This is a genomic window from Mycobacterium cookii (genome assembly GCF_010727945.1).
GTDB lineage: Bacteria > Actinomycetota > Actinomycetes > Mycobacteriales > Mycobacteriaceae > Mycobacterium > Mycobacterium cookii.
Map to the genome: position 1 here is coordinate 49,222 of NZ_AP022569.1, position 18,145 is coordinate 67,366.

At 65.6% G+C, this 18,145-nt stretch carries 19 protein-coding genes; 15 read left to right on the forward strand and 4 right to left on the reverse strand.

Translation table 11 applies throughout. The features are described from left to right. The first annotated feature begins 1 nt into the window (after nt 1). Nucleotides 2-817 (forward strand): translation elongation factor Ts, encoded by an 816-nt coding sequence (gene tsf, locus G6N27_RS00240; protein WP_163774260.1) that lies wholly within the window; start codon nt 2-4, stop codon nt 815-817. A 10-nt stretch (nt 818-827) separates the two neighbouring features. Then, nucleotides 828-2,240, forward strand: coding sequence for an amidase (locus G6N27_RS00245; RefSeq protein ID WP_163774262.1), 1,413 nt, complete (start codon nt 828-830; stop codon nt 2,238-2,240). Here the strand turns inward: G6N27_RS00245 and G6N27_RS00250 are convergent. Next, complete coding sequence (locus tag G6N27_RS00250) at nt 2,237-2,656, reverse strand: MarR family winged helix-turn-helix transcriptional regulator (protein WP_179963331.1); 420 nt, start codon at nt 2,654-2,656, stop codon at nt 2,237-2,239. The genes G6N27_RS00245 and G6N27_RS00250 overlap by 4 nt on opposite strands. Before the next feature lie 45 nt (nt 2,657-2,701). On the opposite strand from G6N27_RS00250, the gene G6N27_RS00255 reads away from it, so the two are divergent. From G6N27_RS00255 to G6N27_RS00270, 4 genes are all read left to right on the forward strand, one after another. Continuing rightward, nucleotides 2,702-3,394 (forward strand): class I SAM-dependent methyltransferase, encoded by a 693-nt coding sequence (locus G6N27_RS00255; protein ID WP_163774266.1) that lies wholly within the window; start codon nt 2,702-2,704, stop codon nt 3,392-3,394. 86 nt (nt 3,395-3,480) lie between these two features. Next, a complete protein-coding gene (locus G6N27_RS00260; protein ID WP_163774268.1) occupies nt 3,481-3,894 on the forward strand; it encodes a ChaB family protein in 414 nt (137 codons plus the stop codon). 94 nt (nt 3,895-3,988) lie between these two features. Then, entirely contained in the window at nt 3,989-4,741 is a 753-nt protein-coding gene (locus G6N27_RS00265) for an STAS domain-containing protein (RefSeq protein ID WP_232064806.1), read from the forward strand. 55 nt (nt 4,742-4,796) lie between these two features. Next, nucleotides 4,797-5,732 carry a lysophospholipid acyltransferase family protein gene (locus G6N27_RS00270; RefSeq protein WP_163774270.1) on the forward strand — a complete coding sequence of 312 codons (936 nt, stop codon included), beginning with the start codon at nt 4,797-4,799 and terminating at the stop codon, nt 5,730-5,732. Between the two features lie 67 nt (nt 5,733-5,799). Here G6N27_RS00270 and mbp1 read toward each other — a convergent pair whose 3' ends face one another. Continuing rightward, entirely contained in the window at nt 5,800-6,042 is a 243-nt protein-coding gene (mbp1, locus tag G6N27_RS00275) for a microaggregate-binding protein 1 (protein ID WP_163774272.1), read from the reverse strand. A gap of 471 nt (nt 6,043-6,513) precedes the next feature. Between mbp1 and pyrH the strand changes: the two genes are divergently transcribed. From pyrH to rlmN, 4 genes are all read left to right on the forward strand, one after another. Continuing rightward, nucleotides 6,514-7,332 carry a UMP kinase gene (gene pyrH / locus G6N27_RS00280; protein ID WP_372513046.1) on the forward strand — a complete coding sequence of 273 codons (819 nt, stop codon included), beginning with the start codon at nt 6,514-6,516 and terminating at the stop codon, nt 7,330-7,332. A 72-nt stretch (nt 7,333-7,404) separates the two neighbouring features. Further along, entirely contained in the window at nt 7,405-7,962 is a 558-nt protein-coding gene (frr, locus tag G6N27_RS00285; protein ID WP_163774276.1) for a ribosome recycling factor, read from the forward strand. Nucleotides 7,963-7,979: 17 nt separating this feature from the next. Then, entirely contained in the window at nt 7,980-8,879 is a 900-nt protein-coding gene (locus G6N27_RS00290) for a phosphatidate cytidylyltransferase (RefSeq protein WP_163774279.1), read from the forward strand. A 13-nt stretch (nt 8,880-8,892) separates the two neighbouring features. Then, on the forward strand, nt 8,893-9,987 hold the full coding sequence (gene rlmN, locus G6N27_RS00295; protein WP_163774281.1) for a 23S rRNA (adenine(2503)-C(2))-methyltransferase RlmN: 1,095 nt from the start codon (nt 8,893-8,895) through the stop codon (nt 9,985-9,987). A gap of 174 nt (nt 9,988-10,161) precedes the next feature. Here rlmN and G6N27_RS00300 read toward each other — a convergent pair whose 3' ends face one another. Continuing rightward, the gene (locus G6N27_RS00300; RefSeq protein ID WP_163774283.1) at nt 10,162-10,428 is read right to left on the reverse strand and encodes a DUF2631 domain-containing protein; all 267 of its coding nucleotides are present in this window, start codon (nt 10,426-10,428) and stop codon (nt 10,162-10,164) included. Between the two features lie 68 nt (nt 10,429-10,496). Between G6N27_RS00300 and dxr the strand changes: the two genes are divergently transcribed. The 5 genes from dxr to G6N27_RS00325 all read left to right on the forward strand — a co-directional run bounded on the left by dxr (nt 10,497) and on the right by G6N27_RS00325 (nt 16,919). After that, nucleotides 10,497-11,681 (forward strand): 1-deoxy-D-xylulose-5-phosphate reductoisomerase, encoded by a 1,185-nt coding sequence (gene dxr / locus G6N27_RS00305; protein WP_163774286.1) that lies wholly within the window; start codon nt 10,497-10,499, stop codon nt 11,679-11,681. Then, nucleotides 11,678-12,883, forward strand: a complete 1,206-nt coding sequence (locus tag G6N27_RS00310) for a M50 family metallopeptidase (protein ID WP_163774288.1) — start codon at nt 11,678-11,680, stop codon at nt 12,881-12,883. The genes dxr and G6N27_RS00310 overlap by 4 nt, the downstream gene beginning before the upstream one ends. A gap of 22 nt (nt 12,884-12,905) precedes the next feature. After that, nucleotides 12,906-14,066 (forward strand): flavodoxin-dependent (E)-4-hydroxy-3-methylbut-2-enyl-diphosphate synthase, encoded by a 1,161-nt coding sequence (gene ispG / locus G6N27_RS00315; RefSeq protein WP_163774291.1) that lies wholly within the window; start codon nt 12,906-12,908, stop codon nt 14,064-14,066. Between the two features lie 46 nt (nt 14,067-14,112). Continuing rightward, nucleotides 14,113-14,967, forward strand: a complete 855-nt coding sequence (locus G6N27_RS00320; RefSeq protein ID WP_163774292.1) for a GNAT family N-acetyltransferase — start codon at nt 14,113-14,115, stop codon at nt 14,965-14,967. Between the two features lie 137 nt (nt 14,968-15,104). Further along, a complete protein-coding gene (locus G6N27_RS00325; protein ID WP_163774294.1) occupies nt 15,105-16,919 on the forward strand; it encodes a penicillin-binding transpeptidase domain-containing protein in 1,815 nt (604 codons plus the stop codon). Nucleotides 16,920-17,138: 219 nt separating this feature from the next. Here the strand turns inward: G6N27_RS00325 and G6N27_RS00330 are convergent, their stop codons facing one another. Further along, nucleotides 17,139-17,618, reverse strand: coding sequence for a hypothetical protein (locus G6N27_RS00330; RefSeq protein WP_163774296.1), 480 nt, complete (start codon nt 17,616-17,618; stop codon nt 17,139-17,141). Nucleotides 17,619-18,145: the final 527 nt, after the last annotated feature.

Below are 18,145 nucleotides of genomic sequence, written 5' to 3' on the forward strand. Positions count from 1 at the left end.
ATTGGCCAACTTCACCGCCGCCGACGTCAAGAAGCTTCGTGAGCTGACCGGCGCCGGCATGCTCGACTGCAAGAACGCGCTGTCCGAGACCGACGGTGACTTCGACAAGGCGGTCGAGGCGCTGCGGATCAAGGGCGCCAAGGACGTCGGCAAGCGCGCCGAGCGGGCCACCGCCGAGGGCCTGGTCGCCGCCAAGGACGGCGCGCTGATCGAACTCAACAGCGAGACCGACTTCGTGGCCAAGAACGCCGAGTTCCAGAAGGTGGCCGAGGACGTGGTAGCCGCCGCTGCCGCGGCGAAGGCGACCGATGTCGACGCGCTCAAGGCCGCCAAGATCGGCGACACCACCGTCGAGCAGACCATCGCCGAGCTGTCCGCCAAGATCGGCGAAAAGCTCGAACTCCGGCGCGCCGCCTACTTCGACGGCACCGTGGAGACCTACCTGCACAAGCGTGCGGCGGACCTGCCGCCGGGCGTCGGTGTGCTGGTCGAGTACACCGGCGGCAATGCCGAAGCTGCGCACGCCGCTGCCCTGCAGATCGCTGCGCTCAAGGCGCGCTACCTGTCGCGCGACGACGTGCCCGCCGATGTGGTCGCCAGCGAGCGTCGCATCGCCGAGGAGACCGCGAAGGAAGAGGGCAAGCCGGAGCAGGCGCTGCCCAAGATCGTCGAAGGCCGGTTGAACGGGTTCTTCAAGGACGTCGTGCTGCTCGAACAGCCGTCGGTGTCCGACAACAAGAAGACGGTCAAGGCGCTGCTCGACGAGGCCGGCGTCACCGTGACCCGGTTTGTCCGTTTCGAGGTCGGCCAGCAGTAGCATCAGCCGAATGCGACACGTGCACGCATTCGGAGACGACGCGCTCGGCCACCTCGACGCCGTCGGTGTGGCCGAGGCGATCGCAACTGCCCGTGTCGGCCGAGCGGAGGTCATCGAGGCGGCGATCGCCCGCACCGAAGCCGTCAACCCTGACCTGAACGGGTTGGCGTACGAGGCATTTGACCGAGCCCGCGCTCGAGCTGAGGAGCCGCCGAGGGCGGGCTTCTTCAGTGGGGTGCCGACCTTCGTCAAGGACAACGTCGACGTCGCCGGGTTACCGACGATGTGCGGCACCGACGCCTGGCCGCCGCGGCCGGCGCAGGCCGACGGCGATTTCGCCCGGACGTATCTGGCGACCGGCATGACACCGCTGGGCAAAACCCAGATGTCGGAATACGGATTCAGCGCCTCGGCCGAGCATCCCCGGCTCGGGTCGGTGCGAAATCCGTGGAACACCGATCGCACCGCGGGTGCGTCGTCGTCGGGTTCCGGCGCGTTCGTCGCCGCCGGCGTGGTGCCGATTGCCCATGCCAACGACGGCGGCGGCTCGATCCGGATTCCCGCGTCCTGCAACGGACTTGTCGGGCTCAAGCCGTCGCGCGGGCGGTTGCCGCTGGACAAAGAAGTCAGTCGGATGCCGATTCGCATCGTGGCCAACGGGGTGCTCAGCCGATCGGTGCGTGACACTGCGGCGTTCTACCGTGAGGCCGAACGCATTTGGCCGGCGCCGAAACTCCCGCCGATCGGAGACGTGCGGCACGCCGGCAAGCAGCGCTTGCGGGTCGCCGTCGTCACGCACTCGCTGTTGCGGGAATGCGGCCCCGAAGTGCGTGAGTTGACGCTGAAATCCGCCGGGCTGCTCGAAGAATTGGGCCACCGCGTCGATCATCTCGAAAAGCCTCCGGTGCCAGCCAGTTTCGCCTCGGACTTCGTGCTCTACTGGGGGTTGCTCGCGACGGGCCAGATCCAGCAGCATCGGCGCGCCATCGACGGGTTCGACGTCAATCGGTTGGATAACCTCTCACGCGGCCTGGACCGGCACGCGCGGCGCAATCTGCACCGCATTCCGCTGGCGCTGGCGCGTTTGGCCCGGGCCCGCCGGCACACGGCTCGGCTGGCCCGCACCTACGACTTGGTGTTGACGCCGACGTTGGCCGACGAGCCACCGCAGATCGGGTATCTCGACCCGACCGCTGACTATCAGCAGATCATCGCCCGCCTGGAGGAGTGGGTCGCCTACACCCCGCTACAGAACGTCACCGGGGAGCCCGCCATCTCGTTGCCGCTGGCGACGTCCGCCAACGGGTTGCCGGTGGGCATGATGTTGACCGCGCCGACCGGGCTGGAGGCGCGGCTGCTGGAAGTTGCCTACGAACTCGAAGACGCCCAGCCGTGGGCGCGCATCCAGGACCATCAGGTCTAGTCAGGGCTCAGTGCTGCCAGCATTCGCTTGAATTCGCGTTGTTCTGGCCCCGACAGATTGGCCAGCACGCGGGCGTCGGCCTCCCGGACGGCCGATTCGGCGCGTCTCAACAGAGCTCGACCTTCGGCGGTGAGCGACGCCGGCAGTGCGCGACCGGATGCGACCGATGCGGGGCGACTCACCATCTGTGCGTTCTCCAACCGGTGCAACACCGTGTTCATTGCCTGCGGTGAGACATTGCCCAGCCGAGCCAGCTCGGCGCTGGATGCTCCCGGGCTCATGGAAAGCATTCGCATGCAGACGAATTCGGGCAGCGACAGGCAAAGCGGGCTGAGCACCGCCATCACCTCGGGTCGAAGTGTGGACATCGCCTGATGCAGCAGGTAGCCGAGCGGCGCGTCCTGAGAGGTTCCCATGTCAACCATATTGACATATATCAGCTTGGTTGATATACCATGGGGATGACCGAAACACAGAAGTTCGATTTCGATTTCGATCCGGCCTACCGCGGGGAGGCCACCGAGTTCGGGGCGGGAGCTCGACCGCCGTGGAGCCTCGGCGAGCCCCAACCAGAGATCGCGGCGCTGATCGACCAGGGCAAGATCAAGGGCGACGTCCTCGACGCCGGCTGCGGCGAGGCGGCGCTGTCGCTGCACCTTGCGGCGTTGGGCCACAACACCGTTGGGCTCGATGCTTCGCCGACCGCGATCCAGTTGGCCAAGGCCGCCGCCGCCAGGCAGGGGCTGACGACGGCGTCGTTCGCGGTCGCCGACATAACTGACTTCGATAGCTGGCCGACCGGTTCCGAAGGCCGCTTCAACACCATCGTGGACTCCACGTTGTTTCACTCCATGCCCGTCGAGTTGCGCGACGGCTACCAGCGTTCGATCGTCCGCGCCGCTGCACCGGGTGCCTGCTACTTCGTCTTGGTTTTCGCCAAGACCGATCACGCCGGGCCCGCCAACCCGGTGACCGAAGCCGAACTCCGCGACGTCGTCTCGAAGTATTGGGTGATCGACGAGGTCCGGCCGGCCAGGATTCACGGCAACTTCGGCACTATCGATAACCCGGACTTCCCCCACGACGAGCTGCGCGACGAGGCAAACGGGCGCAAATCCCTTCCGGCCTGGTTGCTGTCCGCGCACCTGCCCTGATCGGTGACCTGGGATTGGTCGGCGGCATGACGGGGTAATCCGGGAAAAAATTCAAAGCCGTGCCCAGACGACGATCGCGAGAACTCATGCCGAAGACCAGCAAGAACGGTAAGCCGAAAAAGAGCGAGCTGCCAAGCACCTTGCAACGCTCCGATGCTGCGGCGCAGCGTACGTTCGCCAAAGCGCACGACTCGGCGGCCGAACAGTACGGCAGTGAAGAGCGCGCCCACCGGGTTGCCTTTTCCGCGCTCAAGCACAGCTTCGAAAAAGTCGGGGACCGCTGGGAGCGGAAACCACACAAGGGTCCGTCCGACAAGCGCGCCGAACGCGGCGGCCTGAACAATCCGATCCCGTCAGACGAGGGCGTCGACGCCAACGCCAGCAAACGGCACCTGCTTGACATCGCCCGTCGGCTCGACGTCCGCGGACGGTCGACGATGGCCAAGTCGGAACTGGTTGAGGCGATCAAAAACCACAATCGCCGGATTCGTAGCCGGTAACCGCTCTCGGAGGCCGCCGGACACCTAGGCTGAGGAGATTACTGAGGAACATCGGTCGACCGACCTACGCACCTCCGCGGCGAACGAGTGAGCCATGGCGCACCGCCAGAGCGAGCTGCACATGAGGCTCACCGCTGTCGCCGATTCCCGAGTGCTCACCACCGTTGGCGTGCTGGACGGCACGACCTACCGCCCGCTGCGCGACGCCATCGTCAAGGCTGCGCTCGACGAACCTCGATCCGTGATCGTCGACGTCACCAAGTTGACTGTCCGAGAAGAGCCGGCGTGGGCGGTGTTCACCAGCGCCCGTTGGCAGGTCGCCGAATGGCCGGACATTCCCATCGGGCTGGTGTGTGCCCATGAAAACGGCCGAAACGCTTTGCACCGCAACGGTATAACCCGCTACGTCCCCGTCTGCGCCACGCTGGAATCGGCGGTCAGAGAACTGTCCGCCGATGGACTGCGCCGTTATCGGCGGACCGCCCGCGCCAAGCTGCTGGCGAAAAGAAGCAGCATCCACCGCAGCCGAGAGATGACCGCGCAGTGGCTGACGACATGGTCGAGAACCGACTTCATTTATACGGCGTCCGCCGTGGCGACCGAACTCGTCGAAGTCGCCCTGACCGAGACTGACGGCGACTTGTTGCTTCGCGTGGAAACTGATGGCTCGACCGTTTCGGTGGCCGTACAACTCATCGGCAACGGTTGGTCGGGACGCCGCAGGTCCGAGAAAGAGCAGGTGTCCGGGCTTGACCTGGTCGCAAAAATGAGTCGCCATTGGGGCCGCCACGCTACCGCCGCGGGCAACACGATCTGGGCTGTCGTCGGCCCGGAAAACCGCTTCTAGGCGCTTCCAGCATCACCCCGCGGTTGGCCCGCGGCGAATCGGGTATGCGGGCGGTATGAGTGTTGGAGATCACCGGTCCGCGCAAGTGCGCAAACAGGCACAGCGCCACGCTGAGCAAGCGCGAGAAGCGATGGAAGATCGGCGCGACGGCAATGCCGGTGGGCTGAGTGGCTGGGTCGCCGAGCGGGCGGGCGAGTGGGATCTCAGTGGTCCAGATGAGAAGGCGCTGCAACGCCAGAAGTTTTTCTGGAACATGCTGGTGGACTATTGGTTTCGGATGGAGATCGATGGCTGGGAAAACATCGGCAAGCCGCCGGCTCTGCTGGTAGGTATTCATTCCGGCGCACCGTTTGTGTGGGACGCCTGGACCGTCGGCCTGCAGTGGTGGCGACGATTCGGGACTGAGCGAACCTTGCACGGCACGGCGCATGATGCGCTGATGGCAATTCCGGGCTTCGGCCGTTATTTCCGCGCCATGGGCGTGTTGCCCGCGGCTCCGGACGCCATCGCGACAGCGCTGGCAGAGGGTCACGATGTCGCGCTCTGGCCCGGCGGCGAGGTCGATTCGCTACGTCCGTGGAGTGAGCGTGATCAAGCAAACCTTGCCGGGCGCACGGGCTTTGTGAAAATGGCGATCCGCGCCGGGGTGCCAATCGTGCCAATTGCGACTGTCGGAGGTGCTGACGCCATGCCGGTGCTGATTCGTGGCGACCGGCTTTCCCGCGTGCTGCGCCTGGATAAATTGTTGCGGCTCAAGGTTTTTCCGTTGGCGATTTCGCTGCCCTGGGGAATAGCGCCCGCGGCGTTGCCACAGCTGCCGCTACCGGCCAAGATCCGGACCCGGTTCATGCCTGCGGTGGAGCTGGACAACGACCCGGCACGTGCCGACGATGACGAGTACGTCGACCGCAAGTATCACGAGGTCGAAGACAGTATTCAGCGGGGGATGGATGCCCTGGCCCGCAAACGGGCGTTGCCGGTGTTCGGCTGACGACGAGGCCGTAAGACAGCATTGAGGCCCGGCCCATCACGGACCGGGCCTCAATGACGTACGAGGTTTAGTTCTGGTGCGCTTGCTGACGCTTCTCGGCCGCTTCGGCGCCACCGCGAGCTGCCTCAGCTTCGGCTTCCTTCTTGGCGGCGTCACGCTGAGCCTCAGCCTTGTCCTGCTGAGCCTCGCCCTCTTTTTCGAGGTCCTTGTTGCCGACGACGCTGCCGACGGCTTCCTTGGCGAGACCTTTGGCGCCTTCGACTACGCCCTTCACAGCCTCTGCAGGCCCACTCTTGTTGTCGTCCGACATGAAGTCCCCTCTCATTGGCTCAAGTCAATGAGCTTGTTCAACGAACCCGGCACGTCGATGTGCCGATTTCGGCGCTGCCGTGATGTCGCGGATGTGCGCATCCAGGCTTTGTGCACCGTGCATGCGGCATTCCCGCAGAGTGGGCCGGTCAAACTTGAGTCACGCCGAAGCGTGCTCGCACTACCCGTGTCACTAACTCCGTGCAGGTAGGTGGACCCGGCAAGGGCGGTGTGACAGTGAACACGCGGAGGTGAATCAAGCGATTTTCAGGCGAGCGTGAAAAGAATCTTGCTGCAATGGGATTCACAACTGAAGCCGATCTGAACGCCGACATGACTGCTGTGTGGGTCCGCTGCGCCGACGCGGGCTACCCATGAGGCCAGCCGACAGGCGGATATAACCATCGGAGTCCCGGGACGCACGCCCTGGCAATAGGGCAGGATAGGACGTGCTGTTTCGGGGGTAAGCCGGATGGCGCCCTCCCACGCGAGGAGTCTGATGACGGAGCAGGAGCCGACGAACACCAACGGCGCCCACGCATTTTCACCGGATAATCGACATTCCCGCGACGACACGGCGAGCCGCGCCAAATACACCCGCGTGCTGCTCAAACTCGGCGGCGAGATGTTCGGCGGCGGACAGGTTGGGCTGGACCCCGATGTGGTGGCGTTGGTGGCACGTCAGATCGCCGAAGTCGTCCGCACTGGTGTGCAGGTGGCCGTGGTCATCGGCGGCGGCAACTTCTTCCGCGGCGCGCAGCTCCAGCAGCGCGGCATGGAGCGCACCCGTTCGGACTACATGGGCATGCTTGGAACGGTGATGAATAGTCTTGCGTTGCAGGACTTTCTGCAAAAGGAAGGCATCGACACCCGGGTACAGACGGCGATCACGATGGGCCAAGTCGCCGAGCCCTATATCCCGCTGCGAGCCCGTCGCCACCTCGAGAAGGGGCGTGTGGTGATCTTCGGCGCCGGCATGGGGCTGCCGTATTTCTCCACCGATACGACTGCCGCGCAGCGGGCTTTGGAAATCGGTGCCGACGTGGTCCTGATGGCAAAGGCGGTCGACGGTGTCTTCACCGACGACCCGCGGGTCAATCCGAGCGCCGAATTGCTGACCGTGATCACGCATCGTGAAGTCATCGACCGGGGGCTGCGGGTAGCCGATGCGACCGCATTCAGCTTGTGCATGGACAATCGGATGCCGATCCTGGTCTTCAACCTGCTGACGGACGGCAATATCGCCCGGGCAGTCGCAGGTGAGAAGATCGGAACGCTGGTCACCAGCTAGTGGAGGAGGAACGGCGAAAGTGATCCCCGCCGGTGACGATGCAGAGCGAAGCGATGAGGAGGAGCGGCGAAAGTGATCGACGAGACTCTCTTTGACGCCGAAGAGAAGATGGAGAAGGCCGTCTCGGTGAGTCGTGACGATTTGTCGACGATCCGCACCGGGCGGGCGAACCCCAGCATGTTCAACCGCATCGCCATCGACTACTACGGTTCGGCCACCCCGATCACCCAGCTCGCCAGCATCAACGTCCCCGAAGCGCGGCTGGTCGTCATCAAACCCTACGAAGCCAGCCAGCTCGGCAACATCGAGTCCGCGATCCGCAACTCGGATCTCGGCCTCAACCCCACCAACGACGGCACGCTGATCCGCGTCGCGGTGCCTCAGCTGACCGAGGAGCGTCGCCGCGAGCTCGTCAAGCAGGCCAAGGCCAAGGGGGAGGACGCCAGGGTCTCGGTGCGCAACATCCGCCGCAAGGCGATGGAGGAGCTGCACCGCATCCGCAAGGACGGCGAAGCCGGCGACGACGAGGTGTCTCGCGCGGAGAAAGATCTGGATAAGACCACTCAGCAGTACGTGACCCAGATCGATGAGCTGGTCAAGCACAAAGAAGGCGAGCTGCTGGAGGTCTAGCGGCCGCTCAGCAAACGATGCCCGTGGCAGAAACCGATACTCCCGCCGAAGGTTCCGTACACGAGCCTCCGCGCAAGAAGCCGCGGGCAGGCCGCAACCTGCCGGCGGCGATCGCCGTCGGTGCTGCGATCGGCTTCTCCATCATTGCGATCCTCATCTGGGACCGCTATCTGTGGGTCTTGCTGCTTGCCGTCGCGATGCCCGTCGCCACGCACGAGGTGGTGCGTAGGTTGCGCGAGGCCGGTTACCTGATCCCGGTCATCCCGCTGCTAATTGGCGGCGAAGCGATGGTCTGGCTGGCCTGGTACCAGCATGCTTACGGGCTGCTCGCGGGCTTTGGCGCCACCACGGTGGTCTGCATGTTCTGGCGGTTGGCACTCGGCACCACGACCGCATCTGACGGATCCGCCGACTCGCCGTCTGGCAACTATCTGCGCGACGTGGCGGCCACCGTCTTCCTCGCCGCCTGGGTGCCGCTGTTCGGGTCGTTCAGCGTGCTGCTGGCCTTTCCGTCGGACGGCTCTGGCCGGGTGTTCTGCCTGATGATCGGCGTCGTCGCATCCGATGTTGGCGGGTACGCGGTCGGCGTGCTGTTCGGTAAGCACCCGATGGTCCCGACGATCAGCCCGAAGAAGTCATGGGAAGGCCTGGCCGGCTCGCTGTTCTTCGGGATCACCGCGGTCACCTTGACCGCGACCCAGCTGGCCCACCGGCCGGTGTGGGTCGGCCTGCTGCTTGGCCTGATGATCGTGGCCACCGCAACGCTGGGTGACCTGGTGGAATCGCAGATCAAGCGCGACTTGGGCATCAAGGACATGGGCCGGATCCTGCCCGGCCACGGCGGACTGATGGATCGGCTGGACGGGGCGCTGCCGTCGGCGGTCGCCACTTGGATCGTCCTGACATTGCTGCGCTGAGGTCACCCGAAAAGTGAAGCAGGAGTTGGTTTTCGAAGCGCCGCGCCGTGCGCTGCCGCCCCGTCATTTGGCCGACCTCGACGAGGCCGGGCGGGCCGAGGCCGTCACGGCGCTGGGCCTGCCGGCGTTTCGGGCCAAGCAGCTGGCTAACCAGTACTACGGACGGCTGATCGCCGACCCGCAGCTGATGACCGACCTGCCGGCCGCGGTCCGCGGTCAGGTGGCTGAGGCGCTGTTCCCGACGCTGCTGACCGCTGCCCGCGAGGTCACCTGTGACGCCGGCGAAACCCGGAAGACGTTGTGGCGGGCGGTCGACGGCACCACCTTCGAGTCGGTGCTGATGCGCTACCCGAAGCGCAACACGGTGTGCATCTCGTCGCAGGCGGGCTGCGGCATGGCGTGCCCGTTCTGCGCGACCGGCCAAGGCGGACTGACTCGCAACCTCTCGACCGCCGAGATCGTCGAGCAGGTGCGCGCCGCGGCCGCGACGCTGCGCGACGAGTGGGGCGACCGGCTGTCCAACATCGTGTTCATGGGCATGGGGGAGCCGCTGGCCAACTATGCCCGCGTGCTGGCCGCGGTGCGGCGTATCACCGAACCGTCGCCGGATGGATTCGGCATCTCGGCGCGGTCGGTGACCGTGTCAACGGTCGGCCTGGCGCCGGCCATTCGCAAGCTGGCTGACGAGCGACTCGGTGTCACGCTGGCGCTCTCACTGCACGCTCCGGACGACGAACTGCGCGACACCTTGGTGCCGGTCAACAACCGGTGGAAGGTGAGCGAAGCGCTCGACGCGGCCCGCTATTACGCCGATCAGACCGGTCGGCGGGTGTCAGTGGAATACGCGCTGATCCGCGATGTCAACGATCAGCCGTGGCGGGCGGACCTGCTGGCCAAGCGGCTGCGCCGGGCGCTGGGCCCGCTGGTGCATGTGAATGTGATTCCGCTGAACCCCACGCCCGGCAGCGACTGGGACGCCAGCCCGAAGCCCGCGGAGCGAGAGTTCGTTCGACGGGTCCGCGGCGGCGGCGTCGCGTGCACGGTGCGCGATACCCGTGGTCGTGAGATTGCCGCCGCGTGCGGCCAGTTGGCCGCCGAAGGCGGGTAGCTGGAGCGCACGCGCATTGGGCGGAGCGTGCGGCCAGTTGGCCGCCGAAGGCGGGTAGCTGGAGCGCACGCGCATTGGGCGGAGCGTGCGGCCAGTTGGCCGCCGAAGGCGGGTAGCTGGAGCGCACGCGCATTGGGCGGAGCGTGCGGCCAGTTGGCCGCCGAAGGCGGGTAGCTACCTGAGCCAGCCGCGGCGCCGGCCCCACCAGTCGCGCACGACGAAGAACAGGACCAGCAGCGCAATGCCGATGCAGTACAGATCCTCGACGTGGCCGACGTGGTTTCCGCGTATGAAGGCCAGCAGAAGAAGAGCAATCAGGAGGCCGGTCACCCGCCAGTTGAAGTGGTTGATCTTGCTCCAGCCCCACGCCGCCGACGGCACTTCAGCGATGTCAACGCCGTTGACGTGAGCGCTGTGGCGCTCCACCTCGGTGCTGGCCACGGCAACTCCTTGGGTCGGGATTGGGATGCCTGCACATTCTGGCATATGAGGATTCGTCGGGCGCGTCGGTGGCGCGGCACAATGTCAGGGTGAGCAGCCGCCGCCTGAAGACCCTGGTGCTGGGGAGCACTGGGTCCATCGGCACCCAAGCGCTCGATGTCATCGCCGCCAACCCGGACCGCTTCGAGCTGGTCGGGCTCGCCGCCGGTGGCGCGCATCCCGAGCTGCTTGCCCAGCAGCGTGCCGAGACCGGCGTCAGCAATGTGGCCGTCGCCGACGAGCGCGCCGCGCAGTCCATCGGCGACGTGGCCTACAGCGGACCCGATGCGGTCATCCGGCTCATCGAGAACACTGAGGCCGATGTCGTGCTCAACGCGCTGGTCGGCGCGCTGGGGCTGCAGCCCACGCTGACGGCGCTGGCATCGGGGGCCCGCCTGGCGCTGGCGAACAAGGAATCGCTGATCGCCGGCGGACCATTGGTCCTCGCAGCCGCACAGCCCGGCCAGATCGTGCCGGTGGACTCCGAACATTCCGCGCTCGCGCAGTGCCTGCGCGGCGGCAGCGCCGACGAGGTCGCCAAGCTGGTGCTCACCGCCTCCGGCGGGCCGTTCCGCGGCCGGACGGCGGCGGAGCTCGAGCACGTCACTCCGGAGCAGGCCGGCGCGCATCCGACCTGGTCGATGGGGCCGATGAACACGTTGAACTCGGCGTCGCTGGTCAACAAGGGCTTGGAACTCATCGAGGCCCATCTGCTGTTCGGCATCCCGTACCGCCGCATCGAGGTCGTCGTGCACCCGCAGTCGATCGTGCATTCCATGGTGACGTTCACCGACGGCTCCACGATCGCGCAGGCCAGCCCGCCGGACATGAAACTGCCCATCGCGCTGGCGCTCGGCTGGCCGGCCCGCGTGCCCGCGGTAGCCGCGGCGTGCGACTTCTCCACCGCGTCGAGCTGGGACTTCGAGCCGCTGGACGACGAGGTCTTTCCGGCGGTCGCGCTGGCCCGACGGGCCGGTGAGACCGGCGGTTGCATGACCGCCGTCTACAACGCCGCCAATGAAGAGGCCGCCGAGGCATTCCTGGCCGGGCGGATCAGCTTCCCGGCCATCGTGCGAACAATCGCCGACGTCCTGAGCGCCGCCGACCAGTGGGGCGCTGACCCCGGTACCGTGGAAGACGTACTCGACGCGCAGCGTTGGGCCCGCGACAAGGCCCGGCGGGCGGTCACACAGGAGGTTCTGCAGACTCGATGATGTTCGTTATCGGCATCGTGCTGTTCGCGCTGGCCATTCTGATCTCGGTGGCGCTGCATGAGTGCGGCCACATGTGGGTCGCACAGGCCACTGGCATGAAGGTGCGCCGCTACTTCGTCGGCTTCGGTCCGACGTTGTGGTCGACGCGGCGTGGCGAAACCGAGTACGGCCTCAAGGCCATTCCAGCCGGCGGCTTCTGCGACATCGCCGGCATGACCTCTGTCGAAGAACTGCGGCCCGATGAGCACGACCGGGCGATGTACAAGCAGAAGGTATGGAAGCGCGTCGCGGTGCTGTTCGCCGGGCCGGGCGCGAATTTCGTCATCGGCTTGGTGCTGATCTACGCCATCGCAGTGATCTGGGGACTGCCCAATCTGCATCCCACCGCGGTCATCGGTCAAACCGCTTGCGCCGCTTCGGAATCCAAACAAGGCCAGTTCGACAAGTGCACCGGCGAAGGGCCCGCCGCCACCGCAGGCATCCGGGCCGGCGATGTGGTGGTCAAGGTCGGCGACACACCGGTGTCCGACTTCTCCGACATGGCCGCGGCCGTGCAGAAGCTGCACGGTGTCGTTCCGGTGGTGATCAAGCGCGACGGCCAGACGATGACCACGTACGTCGACATCGCCCAGCGGCAGCGCTGGGTGACCAGCGGCAAGGGCAACCCCAAACCGGCGACGATCGGCGTGATGGGAGTGGTCGGCACCCCGAGCGGACCCATCCACTACGACCCGATCAGCGCGGTGCCCGGCACCTTCAGCTTCACCGGCAATTTGTCTGTGCTGCTGGGCAAGTCGCTATTGGCCATCCCGACGAAGATCGGTGCCCTCGTCCATGCGATCGGCGGCGGGGAGCGTTCGCTCGATACCCCGATCAGCGTCGTCGGCGCGAGCATCATCGGCGGTGACACCGTGGACCACGGCGTCTGGATGGCGTTCTGGCTGTTCCTGGCGCAGCTGAACTTCATTTTGGGTGCCATCAATCTGGTGCCGCTGCTGCCGTTCGACGGCGGGCACATCGCCATCGCGGTGTACGAAAAGCTGCGCAATATGGTCCGGTCGGCACGCGGCAAGGTTGCCGCGGCGCCGGTGAATTACCTCAAGTTGATGCCCGCGACGTACGTCGTGTTGGTCCTGGTCGTCGGTTACATGCTGTTGACGGTGACCGCCGATGTGGTCAACCCGATCCGACTGTTCCAGTAAAGAACGCGAGAGAAGGCAACTAGTGACCACAGGTCTGGGTATGCCGGCGGCGCCGGCGCCCACGCTGGCCCCGCGTCGCAAGACGCGACAGCTGATGGTCCGCGACGTGGGTGTGGGCAGTGATCACCCGATCTCGGTGCAGTCGATGTGCACCACCAAAACGCACGACGTCAACGCGACCTTGCAGCAGATTGCCGAGTTGACCGCGACAGGTTGCGACATCGTCCGGGTGGCGTGCCCTCGTCAGGAAGACGCCGACGCGCTAGCTGTGATCGCGAAGAAGAGCCAGATCCCCGTCATCGCCGACATCCACTTCCAGCCGAAGTACATCTTCGCCGCGATCGATGCCGGCTGCGCCGCGGTGCGGGTGAACCCCGGCAACATCAAAGAATTCGATGGACGGGTGGCTGAGGTCGCCAAAGCCGCGGGCGCCGCCGGTATCCCGATCCGTATCGGCGTCAACGCCGGGTCGCTGGACAAGCGGTTCATGGAGAAGTACGGCAAGGCGACACCCGAAGCATTGGTCGAGTCGGCGTTGTGGGAGGCCTCGCTGTTCGAAGAGCACGGCTTCGGCAACATCAAGATCAGCGTCAAGCACAACGACCCGGTCGTCATGGTGGAGGCCTACGAGCAGCTCGCCGCGCAATGCGACTACCCGCTGCACCTCGGCGTCACCGAGGCCGGTCCGGCGTTCCAGGGCACCATCAAGTCCGCGGTCGCATTCGGCGCGCTGCTGTCCCGCGGCATCGGCGACACCATCCGCGTGTCGCTGTCAGCGCCACCGGTCGAGGAAGTCAAGGTCGGCACTCAGATTCTCGAATCGCTGAACCTGCGGCCGCGCGGGCTGGAGATCGTGTCCTGCCCGTCGTGCGGGCGGGCTCAGGTCGACGTCTACACCCTGGCCAACGAAGTCACCGCCGGGCTCGAAGGACTCGACGTGCCGCTGCGGGTGGCCGTGATGGGTTGCGTGGTCAACGGTCCGGGGGAGGCTCGCGAAGCAGACCTCGGCGTCGCGTCGGGAAACGGCAAGGGCCAGATCTTCGTCCGCGGCGAAGTGATCAAGACCGTGCCCGAAGCGCAGATCGTCGAGACGCTGATCGAAGAAGCGATGCGATTGGCCGCAGAAAGCGAAGGGGCCGGCGGTACAACGTCGAGCGGTTCGCCGGTTGTAACCGTAAGCTGACAGTGGTCCAATCGGGCTAACGGTCAGTCCCCAGAAGAGGGTCAGTATGTCGGCTCCGCCCCTCCGCCGCATAGTCAGCGAACGACGGGTGTCGGTAGTGCGCGACGGCACGGCGGTGCGTCGTGTCTTCGACGACGATCCGGTCGGGTCGTGCATGGTCGCCGCCCGAGTCGCCGATCACGGCATGGACCCCAACGCGATCGGCGGAGAACTGTGGACGCGCCGCGGACCTGACGAGTCGCTCTGCTACGCCGGGGCGAACCTGATTCCGTTGCGCGGCAAGCTCAGTGATCTGTACGCGTTCGGCGACGCGGCGATGACCGCCTCGCGACGCTGCTCGTCCCTGGTCGGGCGGGCGGAGCTGGTGATGCCGATGTGGCAGCGGCTCGAGCCGGCCTGGGGACCGGCGCGCGATGTGCGCGACAACCAACCGTTGATGTCGCTGACCACGATGCCGACCTGTGCGATCGATCCCGGCGTGCGGCAGGTCGAGCCAGACGAAATCGACACCTATCTGGTGGCGGCAGTGGACATGTTCATCGGAGAGGTCGGCGTTGACCCGCGGCTGGGCGACGGCGGCCGCGGTTACCGGCGTCGGGTCGCCGGCCTGATCGCGGCCGGCCGGGCCTGGGCCCGCTTCGAGGACGGCGAAGTGGTTTTCAAGGCCGAGGTCGGATCGCAGTCGCCGACGGTCAGCCAGATCCAAGGCGTGTGGGTGCATCCCGAGTGGCGGGGCAAGGGCCTGGGCACGGCGGGCACGGCCACACTGTCGGCGGTGATCGTCGGAACCGGGCGGATTGCCAGCTTGTACGTGAACAGCTTCAATACGGTCGCGCGGGCCACCTACGACCGGATCGGGTTTGCGGAGGTCGGCACCTTCGCCACGATTCTGCTGGACTGACCAGTTCGTCGAGATCGACGTCGCTGCGGTCTTCACTCGTACTTTCGCGCGTCCCCGTCGATTTCGGTTGGACGTCACGGTTCGGTCTCGGTGCGCCTCCGCCGTTTAGGCGTCGCTGTTTTCTAACATCAGCCACAATGACAACAAGAGTCACAGTGGCAACAACCACACATCTCGCTTTGGCGGCGCTCGTCGCGACCGGAATGGTGTCGGCGTGCACGCCGCGCCCAGATGGCCCCGCGCCCTCGGCCGATAAGTTCTTCGCTGCGCTGGCCACCGGCGACACGGGAGCGGCCGCCGACCTCAGCGACAACCCCAGCGATGCACGCGAAGCGCTCAACTCGGCGTGGGCCGGCCTGCAAGCCACCCACCTCGACACCCAGATTCTGGGGTCCAAGTACACCGAAGACACCGGCTGGGTCAACTACCGCTACACCTGGCATCTGCCGAAGAACCGGACCTGGACCTACGACGGCAAGCTGAAAATGGCTCGCTACGAAGGCCATTGGCAGATTCGCTGGAACAGCACCGATTTGCATCCCCGACTCGGTGAGCACCAGCGGCTGGAACTGCGGGCCGACCCGCCCAAGCGCGCCTCGGTCAACGAGGTCGGCGGCACCGATGTGCTGGCACCGGGCTATCTGTATCACTACACACTCGACGCGTCGAAGGCCGGCGCCTTCCTGATCAGCACCGCTCGCTCCGTCGTCGACGCGCTTCGCCCGTTCGACAACACCCTCGACCCGCAACTGCTGGCCGAGCAGGCCAGCGGTACCGGCAAGCCGGTCGATCTGATCACCTTGCGCGTCGACGACAACAACAACGTGGCGCCGGCGATCGGCACCCTGCCGGGTGTGGTGATCACACCGCAGGCCGAATTGTTGCCCACGGACTATCATTTCGCGCCGGCCCTGATCAATCAGGTGAAGAAAGCCGTGATCGACGAACTCGACGGCCAGGCGGGCTGGCGGGTGGTCAGCGTGAACCAGAACAATGTCGATCTGGCGGTGCTGCACGAGGTCGAGCCGTCGCCGGCGCCGTCGGTCTCGATCAGCCTGGACCGCGCCGTGCAGAACGCCGCGCAGCACGCAGTCGACAACCAGGGGCGCCAGGCGATGATCGTGGTGATCAAGCCGTCGACGGGGGAGATCCTCGCGGTCGCGCAGAACGCCGCGGCGGACGCCATCGGCCCGCTCGCCACCACCGGCCTCTATCCGCCGGGGTCGACGTTCAAGATGGTCACCGCGGGTGCGGCGCTCGAACGCGACATGGCAAGTCCGAATACGCTTTTGGGTTGTCCCGGCCATCTCGACATCGGACAGCGCGTGGTGCCCAACTACGGCGGCTTCGACCTCGGGACGGTGCCGATGTCGCGGGCCTTCGCCAGTTCGTGCAACACCACGTTCGCCGAGCTGGCCAGCCAGATGCCACCGCGCGGGCTGACACAAGCCGCCCACCAGTACGGCATGGGGCTCGACTACCAGATCGACGGGCTCAGCACGGTCACCGGATCGGTGCCGCCCACGGTCGATTTGGCCGAGCGCACCGAGGACGGCTTCGGCCAGGGCAAGGTGCTCGCCTCTCCGTTCGGCATGGCAATGGTCGCGGCCACCGTGGCCGCCGGAAAGACGCCGGTGCCCAGGCTGATCGAGGGCAAACCGACGAACATCACAGGTGACACGACGCCGATCAGCGACAAGATGATCGAGGGCCTGCGCCCGATGATGCGACTGGTGGTGACCAATGGCACCGGCAAGGAGATCGCGGGCTGCGGCGAGGTGTACGGAAAGACCGGGGAGGCCGAATTCCCGGGCGGGTCGCATTCCTGGTTCGCCGGCTACCGCGGCGACCTGGCGTTCGCCGCGCTGATCGTCGGCGGCGGCAGTTCGGAATACGCGGTGCGGATGACCAAGTTCATGTTCGAATCGATGCCCGCCGACTATCTGGCCTGAAAAGGATTCTGCCGCAGGGCTTTAGGCATAAAAAAGCCTGTGGCCATGGGCGCGAGGGGCACCCATGGCCACAGGGTTCTCGCCGAGCGAGCGATGATCCGGGGGCTCCGGCGTATTTCGCTGCTGGCCCGACGTCTGGGTGTCCGAACCGGTGGGGTCTAGGCCCCCGCCCCACCGGTTCGGACATACACCTCTTGTCGAGGTGGCTTAAATCGCCGATCAGCCGAACGGCGTGCCCGTCAGAATGTCGATCAGCGGGGTGAGCACGTAGTCGAGGCCCGTCGGGGTTAGCAGACCGTAGTCAAGGCCGGTGGCCAGGTAACCAAGGAAGCTGTCCGGAACCAGGTACGCGCCACCGCTGTCGATCAGGGTGCCCGTGACACCGGCCGTCGTCTGCTCGTAGAACGCGCTGGGGTCGATCGCGTTGATCAGGTTCTCCAGCGCGTGGTCACCCGCGGTCTGCTCGAAGGCGACGACGTCGGTCGTAAACGACTCGTAGCCGGGGAGGTTCGCCTGAGCATCCGAGATGTCGAGCGTGCTGTTTGCTATGCCCTGGCTGCCCAAGGAGCCGAACAACATGTCGTACGCGTCATTCGGCAGGACGTGGTCGCCAGCGGCATAGACGCCGGCGGTGTCGGAGTAGATGTCGACGACAGGGGTGGCGTGGGCGGTGCCCATGCCGAACACTGCGGCGGCCACTGCGCCCCCTGCAGCTGTTACCAAAGTGAAGCCGGCGCGACGCCGCTGTCCGTTAGAATCTGTCTGACTCATGTGCGAGCCTCCAATCTCGGTTTCTCTCGATGTGGATTGTGGGGTTGCCGCCCCACAGCCGTTGGCTCGCACATGAGTCCTTCTCCCCCTCATGGCGGACGAGCCCTCGACGGGTCGAAGCATATAACAAGTCGGACCGGCTGTTAAGCAAATTTCTAATTAAAAACTCAGGTGAACTTTTGACGCCCTTAAGTCTCTTCTTAGGCGTCATTCGACCATTGACACCGCCAATTGTGTGGCTGCTCCACCTCATGGCGGCCCTTATCAGCGCTGCACGTTGATAACGAATCGGGCATCAAGTAGCAGGTCAACGGCATGAGGCGGGATTGATTCAGATCGACGGGTATTGGCGCCCGTACGCGCATCGGGGCCATCATTCCACTGATGATCTTGAATAAGTCCGACAAATTGGACTTTAATTCCGGTTGATCGAACTGTCTGTCTGAGAAGTGCTG

Bases quoted from the DNA above. Each gene is read 5' to 3' on its own strand.
- mbp1 (WP_163774272.1), bottom strand. From the start codon at position 6,042: ATGTCGGACGACAACAAGAGTGGGCCTGCAGAGGCTGTGAAGGGCGTA.
- G6N27_RS00325 (WP_163774294.1), top strand. From the start codon at position 15,105: ATGACAACAAGAGTCACAGTGGCAACAACCACACATCTCGCTTTGGCG.
- G6N27_RS00260 (WP_163774268.1), top strand. From the start codon at position 3,481: ATGCCGAAGACCAGCAAGAACGGTAAGCCGAAAAAGAGCGAGCTGCCA.
- G6N27_RS00265 (WP_232064806.1), top strand. From the start codon at position 3,989: ATGGCGCACCGCCAGAGCGAGCTGCACATGAGGCTCACCGCTGTCGCC.
- G6N27_RS00250 (WP_179963331.1), bottom strand. From the start codon at position 2,656: ATGGGAACCTCTCAGGACGCGCCGCTCGGCTACCTGCTGCATCAGGCG.
- pyrH (WP_372513046.1), top strand. From the start codon at position 6,514: ATGGCGCCCTCCCACGCGAGGAGTCTGATGACGGAGCAGGAGCCGACG.
- G6N27_RS00290 (WP_163774279.1), top strand. From the start codon at position 7,980: ATGCCCGTGGCAGAAACCGATACTCCCGCCGAAGGTTCCGTACACGAG.
- G6N27_RS00320 (WP_163774292.1), top strand. From the start codon at position 14,113: ATGTCGGCTCCGCCCCTCCGCCGCATAGTCAGCGAACGACGGGTGTCG.
- G6N27_RS00245 (WP_163774262.1), top strand. From the start codon at position 828: ATGCGACACGTGCACGCATTCGGAGACGACGCGCTCGGCCACCTCGAC.
- G6N27_RS00255 (WP_163774266.1), top strand. From the start codon at position 2,702: ATGACCGAAACACAGAAGTTCGATTTCGATTTCGATCCGGCCTACCGC.
- G6N27_RS00310 (WP_163774288.1), top strand. From the start codon at position 11,678: ATGATGTTCGTTATCGGCATCGTGCTGTTCGCGCTGGCCATTCTGATC.
- G6N27_RS00270 (WP_163774270.1), top strand. From the start codon at position 4,797: ATGAGTGTTGGAGATCACCGGTCCGCGCAAGTGCGCAAACAGGCACAG.